Annotated in this window: 15 protein-coding genes and 2 pseudogenes; 9 read left to right on the plus strand and 8 right to left on the minus strand. The window is 49.7% G+C overall.

From position 1 onward, the window contains the following. Positions 1 to 48 precede the first annotated feature (48 nt). The gene (locus I9H09_RS01830) at positions 49 to 564 is read right to left on the minus strand and encodes a cytochrome c oxidase assembly protein (RefSeq protein ID WP_054991166.1); all 516 of its coding nucleotides are present in this window, start codon (positions 562 to 564) and stop codon (positions 49 to 51) included. A 287-nt stretch (positions 565 to 851) separates the two neighbouring features. On the opposite strand from I9H09_RS01830, the gene I9H09_RS01835 reads away from it, so the two are divergent. Next, positions 852 to 1502, plus strand: a complete 651-nt coding sequence (locus I9H09_RS01835) for a hypothetical protein (RefSeq protein ID WP_005888008.1) — start codon at positions 852 to 854, stop codon at positions 1500 to 1502. Between the two features lie 106 nt (positions 1503 to 1608). Here I9H09_RS01835 and I9H09_RS01840 read toward each other — a convergent pair whose 3' ends face one another. The 3 genes and pseudogenes from I9H09_RS01840 to I9H09_RS01850 form a co-directional block, all read right to left on the minus strand. Continuing rightward, a complete protein-coding gene (locus tag I9H09_RS01840; RefSeq protein ID WP_053481042.1) occupies positions 1609 to 3141 on the minus strand; it encodes a SulP family inorganic anion transporter in 1533 nt (510 codons plus the stop codon). Between the two features lie 101 nt (positions 3142 to 3242). Beyond that, positions 3243 to 3983, minus strand: a complete 741-nt coding sequence (locus I9H09_RS01845; RefSeq protein WP_024669173.1) for a carbonic anhydrase — start codon at positions 3981 to 3983, stop codon at positions 3243 to 3245. A gap of 205 nt (positions 3984 to 4188) precedes the next feature. Further along, a pseudogene (locus tag I9H09_RS01850) lies at positions 4189 to 5025 on the minus strand (PA0069 family radical SAM protein); the annotation flags it as partial. A gap of 39 nt (positions 5026 to 5064) precedes the next feature. On the opposite strand from I9H09_RS01850, the gene I9H09_RS01855 reads away from it, so the two are divergent. From I9H09_RS01855 to I9H09_RS01880, 6 genes are all read left to right on the plus strand, one after another. Continuing rightward, a complete protein-coding gene (locus I9H09_RS01855; protein ID WP_236502436.1) occupies positions 5065 to 6846 on the plus strand; it encodes a recombinase family protein in 1782 nt (593 codons plus the stop codon). A gap of 1856 nt (positions 6847 to 8702) precedes the next feature. Beyond that, complete coding sequence (locus I9H09_RS01860) at positions 8703 to 8894, plus strand: hypothetical protein (RefSeq protein ID WP_236502641.1); 192 nt, start codon at positions 8703 to 8705, stop codon at positions 8892 to 8894. Continuing rightward, the gene (locus I9H09_RS01865) at positions 8860 to 10266 is read left to right on the plus strand and encodes a hypothetical protein (protein WP_236502640.1); all 1407 of its coding nucleotides are present in this window, start codon (positions 8860 to 8862) and stop codon (positions 10264 to 10266) included. The genes I9H09_RS01860 and I9H09_RS01865 overlap by 35 nt, the downstream gene beginning before the upstream one ends. A 168-nt stretch (positions 10267 to 10434) precedes the next feature. Then, positions 10435 to 10659, plus strand: coding sequence for a hypothetical protein (locus I9H09_RS01870; RefSeq protein ID WP_101159643.1), 225 nt, complete (start codon positions 10435 to 10437; stop codon positions 10657 to 10659). Positions 10660 to 10670: 11 nt separating this feature from the next. Continuing rightward, a complete protein-coding gene (locus I9H09_RS01875) occupies positions 10671 to 11132 on the plus strand; it encodes a hypothetical protein (protein ID WP_248972592.1) in 462 nt (153 codons plus the stop codon). A 23-nt stretch (positions 11133 to 11155) separates the two neighbouring features. Further along, positions 11156 to 11404, plus strand: coding sequence for a hypothetical protein (locus I9H09_RS01880; RefSeq protein WP_236502518.1), 249 nt, complete (start codon positions 11156 to 11158; stop codon positions 11402 to 11404). A gap of 456 nt (positions 11405 to 11860) precedes the next feature. On the opposite strand, the gene I9H09_RS01885 is transcribed toward I9H09_RS01880, so the two are convergent. Then, on the minus strand, positions 11861 to 12943 hold the full coding sequence (locus I9H09_RS01885; RefSeq protein ID WP_236502517.1) for an SPOR domain-containing protein: 1083 nt from the start codon (positions 12941 to 12943) through the stop codon (positions 11861 to 11863). Positions 12944 to 13022: 79 nt separating this feature from the next. After that, a complete protein-coding gene (locus I9H09_RS01890) occupies positions 13023 to 13496 on the minus strand; it encodes a hypothetical protein (RefSeq protein WP_028621458.1) in 474 nt (157 codons plus the stop codon). Between the two features lie 88 nt (positions 13497 to 13584). On the opposite strand from I9H09_RS01890, the gene I9H09_RS01895 reads away from it, so the two are divergent. Next, positions 13585 to 13803, plus strand: coding sequence for a helix-turn-helix domain-containing protein (locus tag I9H09_RS01895; RefSeq protein ID WP_101159640.1), 219 nt, complete (start codon positions 13585 to 13587; stop codon positions 13801 to 13803). Between the two features lie 136 nt (positions 13804 to 13939). Continuing rightward, a complete protein-coding gene (locus tag I9H09_RS01900; protein WP_236502516.1) occupies positions 13940 to 14662 on the plus strand; it encodes a recombinase family protein in 723 nt (240 codons plus the stop codon). Between the two features lie 262 nt (positions 14663 to 14924). Here the strand turns inward: I9H09_RS01900 and I9H09_RS01905 are convergent, their stop codons facing one another. Further along, entirely contained in the window at positions 14925 to 15239 is a 315-nt protein-coding gene (locus I9H09_RS01905) for a hypothetical protein (protein ID WP_101159638.1), read from the minus strand. Between the two features lie 131 nt (positions 15240 to 15370). Further along, positions 15371 to 15619 (minus strand): annotated as a pseudogene (locus I9H09_RS01910) (PA0069 family radical SAM protein); the annotation flags it as partial. Positions 15620 to 15733: the final 114 nt, after the last annotated feature.

The following is a 15733-nucleotide window of genomic DNA, read 5'->3' on the forward strand; positions in this document are numbered from 1 at the left end:
GGCTGGATGGCGTGGGTTGGGAATGATGGACTATATCTAAGGCAGAACCTAGGGCGTGGTGACGTCGAGCAATGTATAGGCAAGCGTCAATTGCCTCACATCTGCAGGCAGATCGCGATCAACGATGAAACGCACCGGCATTTCAATGCGTTCGCCTGGCTGCAGAGTCTGCTGGGTGAAACAGAAGCATTCGGTCTTGTGAAACCAGGCCGCTGCCTTGCCGGGTGAAATACCCGGTATTGCCTGGGCCTTCATCGGCTTGTCCGTGGGGTTTTGCGCTATGAAGGTCATTTCATTGACCGCGCCCGGATGCACAATCATCTGCCCGGCACGCGGATAGAACTGCCAGACCATGCCCGCTGCAGTCGTAGCGGCAAAACGAACCTCGACCTGACGGGCTGCATCAATCGGCTGGCTGTAGGCATCGGCGGTCTTGTCATGTCCGCTTACGGCTCGTATCAGCCAGTCATAAAGCGGCGGCAGTGCATATCCGCACGTGAACATGATGATCAGCAGCAGTATCAGCCGGCCAGCGAAGCGGCTTCGCGAAACAGATCGAGTCATGCGGGCTCACTTTTACATCAGTCTGTGTGTCGGGAAAGGGTTGATCGACATCAGAATAGCCGGTCTGCGCAAAAGGTAAGGCCGGCCATTGCCGCCGGGCCTTGCAGCACTTCTGAGCATGCCGTTTATAACCAATCGGGCGGCCAGAGCCCTGTTCGATATAGCCGATATATATAAACGTGCACCAGTTATGACAAAAACGTCTTAAGCATTTAGTTAATCAAGCTAACGTATGACTTTCCTTAACCAAACCACGGGGTTCAATACCCTCGGGAGTGCCTGACGCCATGAACACCGCCGCATTGCGCGAGCAGATACAACAAGCCCATCAACATGAGGCCCGAACCGGCCACCTATTGCAGCAACTGGAACAAAAGCTACCCCATCTTCATCCAGCCATCCACTTGCCGGATGTCGATGCAAAAGATGTTCTGACGCGGTTTGTCACCGCTTATATCGATCTGGTGCCGGACCTGCTGGACGCCGCTCATGATGTCGCGGTGGAAGCCGGGATTGAAGGGCAGATCAAGCCGGTGTTGAAGATTGCCGAGCAATTCTTTGCCGCCCCGCCAGCCTGTATGACCGGGCATGAGGGGTTGGAAGGCCTGCTGGATGAGGCTTATCTGGCGCACAGGCTGGTCGAGGAAGTGAACGATCTGTACATCAAGCATTTCGGTCAGCCGCTGATACCGTCCAACACCACGGTGGCCAGCGTGATCGCGCATCAATTGATTGGCGAGCAATTTGCCAACCAGCTGGACGAGGCGGTCCATCATGCGGTGGATCAACTGCTCGATGAGGACAGTTTCGCACTGGACTCTGTGGAGGCGTACCGCGAGAAATTGATAAGTCCTGATACGGGAGCCGCGTGGAAGCGTTGGCCAAGCCTGTCCCGACAACTTGGCATCGGTCTGGAGCTGGAACGCTCCGTCGTCTGACTCAGGCGCCCGACTGAATGTCTTCGCCAGCAATGGAAGGGGCCCAACAGTGCTCCGCTGCTACGCGAAGACCCATCCGACCCCCATCATTCCCAGGTAGCGGCGATCAGCTTGCGGCTGAACCGATACCCGTTGTCGTGTGGATGCGCCCTTCCAGACGACGCTTCAAACCGCGCGGCTCGATGACCAGCCGGGTTCCATGAGCGGCGTTGGAACGCCCCCACTCTTCCAGCAGTTCAAGGCAGGAGTGATCGATATAGGACAGGTTGCCCAGCGGCACATGCAAGGTGCTGCCTTGCGCAATCGTGCCCAACGCCTTGGTCAGTGCCGGCACCTTGAGAAAGGTTGCTGCACCTACCAGACGCAGTTCGTAGTCTTTTTCGCCTTCCAGTTTCACAACATTGATTTTCAAGCGTGACGCCTTGAACGCCAGCTTCACCAGTGTCATGCCGAAACCGACCAAAACGCCAGTCAGCAAATCGGTGAAGATGATCGCCACAGCGGTTGCTGCATAAGTGAACATCGGCATCCGGCCATAACGACCCAAGCCACGAAATGCCTTGAGATCGACCAGTTTCAGACCGGTATAGACGAGTACGCCAGCCAGACTTGCGACCGGAATGCTTTGCAGTACGCTTGACAGCAGCAGCACGAATGCCAGCAGCCATGTGCCGTGAAGGATGGTCGAGTAACGGGTTTTTGCGCCGGCCTGAACATTCGCCGAGCTGCGCACGATAACGCCGGTCATCGGCAGCGCGCCGAGCAGACCGCAGAGCATGTTGCCCACGCCCTGAGCACTCAGTTCCTTGTCGAAGTCGGAACGCTCGCCGCTGTGCATGCGATCGACCGCCGACGCAGACAACAGCGTTTCAGCACTGGCAATGAATGCCACCACGACTGCAGCAATCAGGATTGCCGGGTCAGCCAGGTTCATCAGGTCCGCCGGACGCAGCCAGTCAATAGCGTCGGCCAGGTTGTCCGGCACTTCAACGCGCTTGACCTGCAGGGCCAGGAATAGGCTTATACCGGTTGCGATACCGACACCCAGCAAGGCGCCGGGGACGAAGCGCAAGGATTGAGGACGAAATTTTTCCCAGCTCCACATGATCAGCATGGTGCCCAAACCGAGCATGCCGGCTTGCATGCCGGTGCCTGGCCCGATGGCCTGCATCACTGTGGCGGGGAAGCCGATCAGGTTATGCAGCCCGGAAGGTTGCGGGCCGCTGTCGAACATCACATGAGCCTGTGACAGAACAATCAGAACACCGATACCCGCCAGCATCCCGTAAACCACCGCGGGTGCCGTGACCCGGAACCAGCAGCCCAGCTTGAAGCGTCCGGCGAGCAACTGGAGCAGCCCGGCCAGCAGCAGGATTGGCCCCAGCATGGCCATGCCATGCTCACGCACGACTTCGAAGACCAGCACCGCCAGACCTGCGGCAGGACCACTGACCTGCAACGGCGAACCGGCTATCCAGCCGACGATCAGACCACCAATGATGCCGGTGATCAGACCTTTCGCTGGCGGCATGCCAGAAGCGATCGCGATCCCCATGCACAGCGGCAAAGCGACCAGGAACACGACCACGGAAGCTAAAAGCTCCCGTGGCAAGGCGGATTTCAGTTCTGCAATTCCCATGACGCTTCTCCGTGATTCCTCAGGCGAGGCAAGGCTGACGGCGCGCATCATGCGCAGCCGTCACCGTAAAAAGAGGTGCTTGCCTTCAGTCGTGAAGGATATCAGTCGACTGAAAAGCGTGCTTTCGGGGAGGCCATAGGTGCCGGGCCTTGGCCATCGAGGGGTACGAAGCTGTCACGCTCGGCATCGTAGGCCAGGATTTCGCTGGTTTCGATACTGTAGACCCAACCATGAATGAACAGCTGACCGCTGGCCATCTTCGCCGCAACCGAAGGGTGGGTACGCAAGTGTTGCAGCTGGGAAATCACGTTTTCCTGAGTCAGGACCTGCATGGTTTCCAGCTCGCCGCTGCAATTGCAGTTTTGCTCGACCACTGTACGGGCGACTTCGGCATGACGCAGCCAGGCTTTTACCGTCGGCATCTTGTCCAGGCTGTCCGGGTTGAGCACGGCACGCATGGCGCCGCAATCGGAGTGGCCGCAGACGATAATGTGCTGCACGCCCAGCGCAACCACGGCATATTCCAGCGCGGTTGAAACACCGCCGTTCATCTGACCGTATGGCGGCACGACGTTGCCGACGTTACGCGTCACGAACAGGTCGCCAGGCGAGCTTTGGGTAATCAGCTCGGGCACGATGCGCGAGTCGGCGCAGGTGATGAACATAGCCCGTGGCGACTGCGCGGTGGCCAGCTTCTTGAACAGTTCTTCCTGCTGGGGGAAGACCTCGTTACGAAAATGTACAAAGCCATCGACGATTTGTTTCAACGCTACGTCGGCGCTACTCATTTGGCTGTCTGTGCTGGACGACGTAGCCGAATGCTGGTTATCCGTGTCTCTCATCTGTTCATCCTCTCTGACGGATTGATGTGGATTTCTCATGCCTGTTTGACCAGAGCCGGATGTGATCCTGTAACAAGGAATCACGAACAAAATCCTGTGAGCGTTATTGCTGGTGACACTCAGGGTTACAGACTAATCGTCCAAGCTTAAGCGAAACTGAATGCGATGGCTCTGGCTCGCGGGTTTGCACGATAGTACCAAGTTGTTACAGCAGTGACATTTGCCCGCCGGGAGGGCAGAACGCTTCGCAATCCAGTGCGAAGCTTTCCCGACGGTTCAGCCCAAGACGTTTGACCGCCATCGCGTAACGCTGTGCCAGCAGGTCGGCAAACGGTCCCTCACCGCGCATGCGGGACCCGAACTCGCTGTTATAAAGCGCCCCGCCGCGGCTTTGACGTATAAGGCTCATGACATGATCCGCGCGTTGCGGGTAATGCGTCTTCAGCCACTCGTCGAACAACGGAGCTACCTCGAGTGGCAGGCGCAGCATCACGTAACTTGCGCTCAATGCACCTGCGGCTTTCGCCTCGCTCAACAGTGCCTCCAGTTCGCTGTCATTGATCATCGGGATCATTGGTGCGCACAGCACGCCAACCGGTACGCCCGCCTGACGCAATACGCGGATGGCGCGCAGACGGGCCTTGGGTGCAGCGGCCCTGGGTTCCAGAATGCATTTGAGTTCGTCGTCCAGCGTCGTCAGGCTGATGAATACCGATACCAGCCGCAATTTTGCCATTTCCGCCAGCAGATCCAGGTCCCGCAGGATCAGTGAACCTTTGGTAATGATGCTGACGGGATGACGATAACGCAGCAACACCTCAAGTGTGGCGCGTGTGATCCGGTACTCGCGCTCTATCGGCTGGTAGGGGTCGGTATTAGCCCCAAGCGTGATGGGCGCGCAGCGATAGCCTGGCTTGGAAAGTTGCTGCTCCAGCAGCGCCGCTGCATTGGTCTTGGCGATCAGTCGGGTTTCGAAATCCAGGCCCGGAGACATATCCCAATACGCATGGCTGGGCCTGGCGAAACAATAGATGCAGCTGTGCTAGATTATACGTACCGATAGGTTACTGAGCTTGCCACCGTGCCTCTATGCTTTCCATACGTTCGCTTTTCCAGCCAGAAACAGGCGGATGGTAATTCAGTCGTTCGCCAATCTGAGCGCATTGAATCCTTTGTCATTAGGCACAGCCTCACGGTTGATACCAGACTTGAGGATCATGGCATCAGTAGCTTCCGTGGTGCGAATGCAAAGAAAGGTCAGCTTTCGGGATTTCTTCAGAGGGTGCGTGATGGGGAGATTCCACGCGGCAGCTACCTTCTAATTGAGAACTGGGATCGGCTTTCACGTCAGGTACTGGATGCATCTATAGAGATATTTTCTGACCTGATCCGATCCGGTATCAAGATTGCCGTGTTGGACGAAGATACAGTTTATGACGATCTCACCAGCAACAGCTTCATCCGGGCCATTGTCCAGTTTGAAAGGGCTCACTCGGAAAGCTTACGCAAATCGGATATGTCGAAGGCGTCGTGGCGGGCTAAACACAAAGCGATGGGGGAAGGAAAGATCGCCACAGAGAAATGTCCCCAATGGCTAGCAGTGAAGGATGGGGTGTGGTGCCAGCTCGATGATATTTGCCTACACATTGAAACCATGTTTTCTCTCGCTCAGACCTATGGAGTGGCAGAAACAGGAAGACGCCTCAACACTAAATTTGGCACCAGCTATAAGACCCACCAGATTCAATACCTGTTACGCAACCGGCGTCTGCTAGGCGAGCACTCCCCGGTGGAGCGGAGCAAGGAGCACGGGAAAAATGTCCCCACCGGGCAACTGGTGGAACATTACTACCCTCAGGTAATCCCTCCAGCTACGTTTGAACAAGTACAGACAATCCTCAAGAGTAGAAAGCCGTTTTCAGGCAGGCAGGACGCCACCAACCTCAACATTTTCCGCAACCTTCTGGTGTGTGCTGAATGTGGCGGCAGCACACGGTTCATGCTCAGGAGCGGTAAGGAATTTTACTACTGCACAGCATCGATGACTGGCGGCTGTGTTGACGGTCAGATTAGGTCGATCCGGGGAGAATTCCTTCGCCGTGTATTGTTTAAATTTGAGCATTGGACTGCAATCCGCGATTACATTGCTGCTGGCTCAGATGTGCTGAAGACACTGAAGAAAGAAGAAACCGTCGCCGTTGCAAAACTGAACAGATTGGAAATCAAGGCAGAAGGTTTGAAGAATAAATTCGCTGCTGAAGATGACGAGGACAAAGCTGAAACTTACGTCGGCCTGCTCACTGACACCCGGAAAGCTATTGCCACTGCTAATGCTGATATTGATCGTATCAAGCAAGAGCTTGCCAGTCTGGACGGGGCATTTGCCCTTAGCGATAGTAACGTTGATTCCTTTGAGTCAATGCTGACATCTGACAGTGAACAAGCCCGTACCGACCGACAGCGGCTGAACAGATACCTGCGGGGAATATTCCTAAAGCTTGAGCTTCACTTCCCCACGCGCAGGTTGGTGACACAGCCCATACCCGCTTTGGCGAATAGAATCAGCCCAGTGGTTGCCTACGTCGAGCAGCCGAAAGATAAACGCACAGGCGATGATTACGGTCACCACACATGGATCAGTAAAGATAAACAGACGCTAATTATCAGGAGTATCAAAGCACGCCTGCGCAGGGCGGGCATTCCCTCGCCAACCTTTGAGCAAGTGAAGCCGATCTATGAGAGTGTTGTGTATACCCTCCTACCTAAGAGTAAGCCTCAGTGCAAGAATCAGTCTGAGCTGGCAGACCTTCCAGAAGAATTCAAAGGGCTAGTTTGGAAAGCTCCAGACCCATTTCTAAAGTAAAGGGGTGGTCAGCGGGTGCAAGTCGATCAAGAACGGCCTATTTCGGCGGTGTTTTATGGTGCCAAATCGCCGTTCTCTGAAAAGAGCTACCCTAGAAGCCTCTGACATCTACCGCCTCATTTGAATGCTTCAGAGCCGCTACACTTATCTAATAGCCATTGCAAGATATTAATTGCCAACTAAAATATATTCTGTATAATATTACGCACTTGTAAAATTTATGAGATCGGATTGTCCCTAATCAGGCTAAGTGGTCGGCTAGTGTGGTGGATTTGTGTCTTCCTGCACGAACTGGCAGCAACAATCTTAAATAGCGACCTACTGTGAGATGGGACAGGTCGATGGGTGAGCTTAAAGTCAGCACCCCCCAGCAGCTCTGCTAAAGCTGTGTGAACACTATCTGACTAGGTTAGGCATTAACAGTGTCCTAGCTCCAAAGGCAGCTACCCACCCGTGTAGACTGTAAGAATCTGAATACTCAGATTCAACTCACCTCGTCCCAATTTTGATGGCATCTAATGCTTCACGGGTATGGATTAGGGAGGACTTTAGGTTAACGCTCTTACTCGGTCTTAGGCAGATTATTCTGTACGGCTGGGTAAGGGTAGCTTTAACCAAAGTTCCTTCCTGAACCCATTTTGATTTTAGTAAACATTATAGATAAATATAGATTTAATCAGTAGATCACTACATACAAACTGAATTAAGCTCTAGTTAACTCAAATAAGTTATGAAGAAACAAGCAATATCAGGCACGACTCATAACAAGTAATAAGTTGCCACATATATATAACTAAATAGTCTTAACTAACTGCAAATAAATTTGCAATTAGAACACTAAGTATGAGATGATTCACTCTCAAATAAAGAAACAGCGCTAATTCAATTTTAATAGTACTCCGCTTTACCTTCTCGCTTTAATTAATACTTCTCAGCATCGCATACCTTCGCTTCATCTCAATATCCTTCTTTTAGACCTTACTCAGTTTGAGTTCAACCACTTGCTGTGCTTTTCCCCTAAGCGCACCAGTGGTTTTTTATTAACCTTTTTTCGTTAATCTAACATTTATATAAGCCAGTAACATAGGAGGCTTTTCTATGCCTATAACAATTACAAAAGTTTGCCAGTGGTGCGGAGCCAGTATGGAAACCACCAGATCTTCTAAGCGGTTATGCAGTGCAAGGTGTCATCAGGCTTTTCATCGGTGGCGCCAGAAGTTCTATCCAGCAGAGGGACCAGCATTTGGTTTCAAACTGATTGAAGAATGGGTGTCAGAGAACATACATCCAAATCCTAATCACAGTATTAACAAGGTAGCTGAACCTTAGCTCAGGCAAGCATTGGAATCGCCAGAGTGCTCGATTAAAAATAGATACGAACACAAACCCATAACTCAAAAAGGAAATAAAATGACTGAATGTATTATTTGCGGTACTGAATTTACACCTACTAATAAGGGTCACCGAAAATGTAGCAACCGTTGCTGTGTGTCTCTCTATGAAGCACGTTTCAAGGTAAGGACGAAAATCAAGGATGTGCTCAAATCATTACACACCCCTGAGCAAGTTAAAGAATTCCACTTGGCCTTAAACCAAATCTTTGGAGATGAAAACCATGCAAACTAAGATCATCAAAATTGCTTTCCCCTTGGATCTAATTGAATTGCTCGAACAAGAGGCCGAGCTTTATCCAAATTTCACTAAAATGATGCACGCGATAATTCGAAGACACTTCCTTCATCAACAGCTGAAGGAAGAGTTTGCTCGATTGAAGTAAGTAGTGATAAAGATTAATAAGTCTTAGCCCTACAACCCGCGTCTTAATTGATCTACAGCCAACCCAAGGTGATACATATATGAAAAAGATAAAGGTTTCATTGTCTCAAGAAGCCACAACATCTTTGCTTGAGCTAATGGAGCTGTGGGGTTATGACAGTCCTACACATACCTGCAACAAAGCAATAGATAAGCTGTTTAAATTAATCAAACTACAAGCCCCTCGTGAGGTAGAAGATGGTCCAGCGAAACAAGATTTGCAGCTATTGTGAAAGCCCGTACACAACGTCTCAGCATAAAAGCAAATATTGCACTCCAGCCTGCCGAGTAGCAAGCAACAACGCAAATGCAAGAAATAAGAAAGAGACAACACGGCTGAGTAAAGCTGAAAAGCGAATTGCTCGCCTTCCTGTATCTGAACACTGGTTGTGGCTTTCTCGTGAAGTACGCCGTGCAGGAACGGTAGAATGTTTACAAGGCCATACTCCTGAGACGCTCACCCAGCTTTTTGAGTTATACAATTACAAGCACAAGACATATGCGTACAACCCCGAAAGCAGGACAAGCAAGTTTCATACGGCTCATGTAGCACCAGTAAAGGGCACACACTCAGTAGGTTGTTTACATCCTCATAATCTTTTCATTGCTCCGGCGTTAGCCAATCAGGTGCATTCAACCAAATCATATGAAAGTATGGGGCTGTCAGTCAGTAGAGCGAGCCTCAAACAGAAATGGTTGATTGCAGATGACACGTCAGATAAAGACGTGCTGTCAAAAGTAGTAAAGTATTTGGGGGGCGTGTTGGTTGAATACGCTGAAAATAACAAGATTGATACATCACCTCGACTTTCCCAGGCACGCTGGATTAACAATAATATTCCTGACTGCGGGTTTACACTTACTCAACTTGAAAAGAAGGGCAAGCGGGAATTAGACAAGATGCGTGCAACCTTTGAAAACAAAGAACTGTATGAAATGGACCTGAGTCCTAAGCGTTCGATTCTGGTTGCGCTGGATGAATCTATAAGGCTCGCTGAACAGCTGCCCGCTGGTACGCACCGAGACAACATAGCCTTCTTCACTCCAGTCCTTCGGGCGGTTGCTGCGTGGCTTAGCCGTGAATCTGAACAGGAAGGCCTCAGTAGCATTTTGGAAAGGCCTTACGGTGCTGTGTGGGCCCCTCTGAAGCTCAGAGACGGTATGGACGCAAGCAAGCTCCGTGACTTCGTAAGCTTTCAGACGTTTCAGGCTATGCAGGGCAATCAGGTAGACAAAAAGCTAGTGTTGAATACGCTCCGTAAATATCTTTACGTCACCGATCTATCACCAGACTACAGCCGAAGCAACGATAGCATTCAAAAGTATCACACCGACCAATATGAAAGTTTCTACAAACAAGTGCCTGTAGTGCAAGATGCAATCATCTCTCTAGGGCTGTGTACCAAGCTTCAGGAATACGAGTATCTGGAAGAAGCAAAAGTAGCTAACGCTGAACTGGCTATGTTTGAAAGCTTCAACTATGTGTGTGGAACGGATGAATACGATTATTCGATGCTCAATATTCAGATTGAGGACGACTACCAACCTAACCCCTCAAACCCTAATCTAAGGAGGTTCATCGAACCAATCTATGTAGACTTCTAACAGCCGATTAGTAATAAAAAGATATTTAGCATTACGCTTCAAGCCTTGATATACAAGACCTCCACACAAATACATACATAACAAATTCTGTTCTTAACCGAACAAGATAGGGCAACTCTATTGCCTACACAAAAGCCAATACGGCATCAATAATAAAAGGAAATAACAATGAAAGAAATGTTTGTATCAAACGCAGGCTTCACAAGCCTTGCTCTTCTCGATGACCAGTCAGTGGAAATGCTTCAACTCAATAACATCAATGTCGTAAAAGCTGATGGTGTAGATATCGTCGCCTACAAGCTATTGAAGAAATTCAGTACAACAGGTGATGTAAAAACCAAAGATCTAATCAAGTCCAGCCCTATTCTCAAATCACAAATCAACGCTCAATAAGGAAATAAATTATGACTACTCAACATCACGTATCCCTGCAAACCTTCGCTTTTTCTAAAGAAGCACTGGACAAGCGATTGGCTAATGCCGAATTCACCTTCCTACGTAGCTACAACGCAGTTGACCGATTCTCTGGCCCTACCTCTATTCTAATGCCGCAACTGGAAACACTGTTCAAAGAAGGTCGTAGTTTGTCCGAACATCACAAACCGGAATCGACAATTTCACTAACTGTCTATCTGCTCAAAACAAATATTGATGAATTGCTGGCTGATTTGGCTAAGCAAACCGAAGCTCTGTACCTCAGCGAATTGGAGGAGGAGAAGAAACGTCAGCAAAGTATTCTTGAGCAGCAGTTGTATCAAGCCCAGAAGGACAAGGAGGCTAAGAAAGAATCAGATAAAGAAGCAAAGCTTCGAGCTGATGCAGCACAGCAAGCCGCAGAATACTTTCAAAACCTCAACACCAATTAATCTAATAAGTATGGAGCTACAATATGATGAAGAACGTTCTATTTCCAAAGACCCGCGAAGAGAAACTTCTAAGCACCAAGTATTTCAGCAAGACTGCAAAGACCACAATGCCTGCTGAGCCAGTAGCCGCTGTAAAGCCAAAGCTGTCAGATGATGAGATTCAAGTCTATGTAGATATGCTTCTTGAAGCGAGCAAGCACACAGAACCTGTAGATCACACCAAGGAGATACTATTGAAGAAGTATCCTAGAACAACAGTAGCAGGAAGCTAAGTAACTGAGATAGGGAGACTGACACCCTCCCTTCATCTTTCAACATGCCATGTTTATTGACGTCAATATTATAATAATCAAGCACGGACGGTTTCCGCTCCACAATCACGAGATAATACAATTAATACAAAAATAAATTACATAATTAGTGCAGCAGTGATAGCAATCGCAGCCACAACGCTCATGTTCACGTTGCACACATACAGCCAGGCACAGGCAGCAATGGAGCAGGTAGCGAACCTAACGCACGACCTCGCACAGCAACGGCTGATTCAACTTTCACAGGCCGCGTACGAGGAACAGAGGTTAAACACCCTATCTGAACGACTGGACAACACGACCAATCGCCTAGAGAGTAAAATGACTATCTTGGAGGCGCGACAGCGTATCCAATGACCCGCTATGGTTTTTTGTTTTAAAGGTTTCGGCTGATTGCGTTGCTCCCTATACTGAGAATTATTCAGTAGGCGTTTCAGGATTTTGATATCTGGCTACGAATCCTTTTAATTGATTCTGTCGCACTAACTGATCACGAATTCTCTCAGCCTCAGCACGCTCCTGAATCGGCCCAATAAAAACCCGATTAATACCTTCTTTAGTGACTATATACGACTCATACCCTAGACCAAGTAGTTTTAGCTTTAGACGCTCAGCAATACTTAGATTGGATAAGCTTGCGACTTGGACGGTCCATCTAATATTTTGTGATATAGCGTTCTCAGCCTTATGAACGTCAGATTTAAACTTGAAAGTTGACGGATTGTAATCTTCATCCTGGTTTTCTGATACCTTTTCTTGTTCTTTTACATCTTTAAAAACATCACCCGGTTTTCCGTACTCACGCTGGCCGTCTATAACCGCATAGTCACCAGAAAACGGAAGGAAGCAACCCCCAGCACTCGTCATCAAGAATCGAACTTTTACTTTCTGCCCTTTTTTTAAATTATAGCCGGCTCCTTTATCAAGGAAATCAACCTGCAAATCTTGAGTTCCGATGCCGTCTACGTTTAGCGAAACATCGTCAGCGTCAGCTAAAACAACTATGCCCGTCCAGACCATCCAGCGATTTTTGAAGTCGCTATCAAAAATATCGTCTTTCTTTTGATCGCTATATTTGCTAGCACAGCCAACCTCTGAGCTAACATCGTTATACGTCGCACTGCTATCAGGATACTTTTCCTCCAGCTGCTGTAGCTTTGATACGGGTTTGGATGACTTTGTATCAACGGCCTGAAGATCTTTAACCCCAGTTCCAGCATTCAAATATACATAAACAAATACAACAAGCCAGCACACCCCCAACGCCTTGACCTTGTTGCTATAGCCATCTCTGAGTAAAAACCAGAAGAATATGAATGGTGCAAAAACGATTCCCATAAACAGCCCAAAACCCAAAGTCCTTGATGGCTTAGGTAGTGCTCTCAAGCTGCCATCTATCTGACCACTAGCCGGCTTAGTTGCTGGTGCCCCACAGCTTGGGCAAGCTGGAGCTACATCACTGATTTTCTTCCCGCACTCATAGCAGTCAATAAGAGCCATTTTTGCACCTTAACTATACACACGGACGCGTTAATTATAAAAACATCGCACTTCAGCCAAGGCACTAACGCCGCGAAGCTCATTGAAAACTAATTGACCCATCAATACTACGTAAGACTTTCATAGGTTTCCCACCATACGCCCTAGGGTTAGGTTTTAACTCGCAGTCAAAGAGTCGGTAGGTTTCTTTGTTTTCACTGGACGTGTTTTTTTCAAAATATTCACAATCAACGGTTTTCAGGTAGGCGACTTGACCTGTCTGCAACCTGACCATACCAATGGCTTCGCCAAGACTTTTCCGGGGTGGTGCTGAAATCTCGCTGATTAGAAAAAGGTCGTTATTGACGGGCTTTCCGTAATTTAGGTGGCCGTACTCTGTTTTGACAAAGATCGTTAAACCTTCTTCGACTTTGTAAGAAACCAGCTTTTCCATTTGAGTTTCAGTGTATTTCTCTCCCACCTTTATACTTGCAGGTGGATCTGCCTGAGCCAGCCCTACGCTGGTGAATAGGAACGACCCACAAAGCATTGCTCTTAGCTGGAGTCCGTTCATAAATTGCTCCTTTCAGCCCAGATGTCACGATTAGTGTGTTCACGATTAGTGTGTTCACGATTAGATCACATCGGCACACGATACGGGAATGCCTTCTCCCTCCCTCCGCCATCGCTTCGGCCATCGAATTCGTGAGCTTCGTCTTGCTACTGGCATGACTCAAGAAGCCTTCGCGGATAGGTGTGGGTTCGCCAGAACCTACATGAGCCGTATTGAGACTGGTGGAGCCAACCCAAGCTTAGACGCGATCCAAACTTTGGCAGACGCATTGAAGGTTGATCTGTCGGTCTTGTTTACTGATATCTAAATCCCCGCCCCCCCTGAAGGCGAAAACTCTACAAACAGATCGACGAATGACCTCATAACAAATCTAGAACGAACGTTGTAGAAGTGTTAATATGGATTCCTAGCCCAGACATTCTGTCTGCCAAGGAGCCAAGACGATGAACAAGCCAGTACGTGTGATTGCCTACTACCGTGTTTCTACAAAGTCTCAAGGCGACAGTGGATTGGGTCTCGACTCTCAAAAGGAATACATCGAGCGTGCTGCGCTAGCGAACAATTGGGAAGTGGTCGATTCCTTCACCGACGTGGTGTCGGGCAAGCTCGCTATTGAAGATCGCCCTGAAGGTGCAAAGGCTTTGGCAGCGTGTAAGAAGGAAGGCGCTGTGCTCGCAGTAGCCAAGCTGGATCGTCTGTCCCGTTCGGTGCATCACATTGCCCGTCTGATGGAACAGACAAGCTTCAAGGTAGCAACGATGCCAGACGCAACCCCTTTTCAACTGCATCTGTTCGCAGCCCTCGCTGAACAGGAACGCAAGTTCATCAGCGACCGTACAAAAGACACCCTAGCGACTCTGAAGGCCAAGGCGGACAGTGGCAATGCCGAAGCTATGCAAAGTGTTCAGAACAGAGCAGACGCGTTAGCCAAGGGCCGTACTGACGCTAACCGGGCAAAAGCTCAAGACTCTGTTCAGGCGCGTGTAACCGCCTTTACGGCATCACTCCACGACCCAATCGAACTTTGCATCCGTCGTGGCGCTACTTCGCTACAACAAGTCGCTGAATGCTTGAATGGCAAGAAGGTTGTCACTGCGCGTGGCGGGGAATGGTCAGCGATGCAGGTAAGCCGTGTAATGCGGACTCTTGGACTGACTTTCGCCTGATGCATTCTTTCTTGTTGATGTGCGTGACACAGCACCGGATGAAGACCACCGATAGCATAAGGTGAACACCCTCAGGAACCCTCTTATCTAGGTAGTTTCAGCCCCTCTGAGGTGTTCTAGTGCCTCTTCCGTCTCAACGTCAAGGGTAGCCAGTGGGCCACCCCAAAGCGACCATATTTGCCGATTTAAAAAGGATGCAAATTCGCTTTTTTATTCGCGTACTAAGCGCATTTCCACCCTCGCTGATTCAGCAGCTTTTTCACTACCTCTTCAACCATTTTTTATAGGTGTAGAAAGCTTTCCCACTGGGCGACAGGAAGCTGGCCGCATAGTCATTCTCCTGGAACACCCGCACCTTCATTCCCGAGCTGATACGGCATTTACCGTCACTGACCATCTTGTTCGCTCCGTCCTCATCCCCGTCCTGCGCAAAGGCCCCGAATTCGTCTAGCGACTTTTGGCTACCGCAGTAGATGTATTCCTTTTTCAACGTGGCGTTGTATTCCACGTCTCCCCACTGAGCTATCGCCAATCCTGAAAAACCCAGCAACCCGACTACGACGATATTCCGAATCATTTCCTGCTCCATATTTTCCTGTCCGGCGATTCGCCTTGAGGGAAGGTATAGCAGTCGAATTTCTAGGGATGGGAGTAATTTCTGCTTAGTGAATCAATAGCCGCAAAGGTATATCAACGTTCGGTATCGGTACGAATTGTTGAGTACGGCCAGCCATGCTCGCAGCCTCTATAAGGGTTGATCGAACGATCAAAGGGAATGTCTGGAGAAATGTTGCGGGTGATGATGCTTTTGGCGGTCTCGTGGGTGACCTGTGTGCCCTGCGTCAGCGGGACTTCCTGATACCAGCCATCGTCCTCGGCCACAGACTGGCTGGGCGCAAAGCGGTTATGCGGATTGCTTGCCGTGCCACGACCACGGACTGGAGAGGGGCTGGACATCTGGCTGCACTTAAGTACTGTTTATGCATACAGTACAGCATAAGCCGAAGTGGATCGCCACGACACGTGTCGTGATTCACCGCTCGCCTGACGAGTGGTGAATCACGAGCGGAC

It is taken from the genome of Pseudomonas tremae (assembly GCF_023278125.1).
Lineage (GTDB): Bacteria > Pseudomonadota > Gammaproteobacteria > Pseudomonadales > Pseudomonadaceae > Aquipseudomonas > Aquipseudomonas tremae.

What these genes read in the sequence shown, in the direction of transcription:
- I9H09_RS01875 (WP_248972592.1), top strand. Translation starts at nt 10,671, where the DNA reads ATGACTACTCAACATCACGTATCCCTGCAAACCTTCGCTTTTTCTAAA.
- I9H09_RS01860 (WP_236502641.1), top strand. Translation starts at nt 8,703, where the DNA reads ATGAAAAAGATAAAGGTTTCATTGTCTCAAGAAGCCACAACATCTTTG.
- I9H09_RS01870 (WP_101159643.1), top strand. Translation starts at nt 10,435, where the DNA reads ATGAAAGAAATGTTTGTATCAAACGCAGGCTTCACAAGCCTTGCTCTT.
- I9H09_RS01835 (WP_005888008.1), top strand. Translation starts at nt 852, where the DNA reads ATGAACACCGCCGCATTGCGCGAGCAGATACAACAAGCCCATCAACAT.
- I9H09_RS01830 (WP_054991166.1), bottom strand. Translation starts at nt 564, where the DNA reads ATGACTCGATCTGTTTCGCGAAGCCGCTTCGCTGGCCGGCTGATACTG.
- I9H09_RS01865 (WP_236502640.1), top strand. Translation starts at nt 8,860, where the DNA reads ATGGTCCAGCGAAACAAGATTTGCAGCTATTGTGAAAGCCCGTACACA.
- I9H09_RS01900 (WP_236502516.1), top strand. Translation starts at nt 13,940, where the DNA reads ATGAACAAGCCAGTACGTGTGATTGCCTACTACCGTGTTTCTACAAAG.
- I9H09_RS01840 (WP_053481042.1), bottom strand. Translation starts at nt 3,141, where the DNA reads ATGGGAATTGCAGAACTGAAATCCGCCTTGCCACGGGAGCTTTTAGCT.
- I9H09_RS01845 (WP_024669173.1), bottom strand. Translation starts at nt 3,983, where the DNA reads ATGAGAGACACGGATAACCAGCATTCGGCTACGTCGTCCAGCACAGAC.
- I9H09_RS01885 (WP_236502517.1), bottom strand. Translation starts at nt 12,943, where the DNA reads ATGGCTCTTATTGACTGCTATGAGTGCGGGAAGAAAATCAGTGATGTA.
- I9H09_RS01895 (WP_101159640.1), top strand. Translation starts at nt 13,585, where the DNA reads ATGCCTTCTCCCTCCCTCCGCCATCGCTTCGGCCATCGAATTCGTGAG.
- I9H09_RS01890 (WP_028621458.1), bottom strand. Translation starts at nt 13,496, where the DNA reads ATGAACGGACTCCAGCTAAGAGCAATGCTTTGTGGGTCGTTCCTATTC.
- I9H09_RS01905 (WP_101159638.1), bottom strand. Translation starts at nt 15,239, where the DNA reads ATGATTCGGAATATCGTCGTAGTCGGGTTGCTGGGTTTTTCAGGATTG.
- I9H09_RS01880 (WP_236502518.1), top strand. Translation starts at nt 11,156, where the DNA reads ATGATGAAGAACGTTCTATTTCCAAAGACCCGCGAAGAGAAACTTCTA.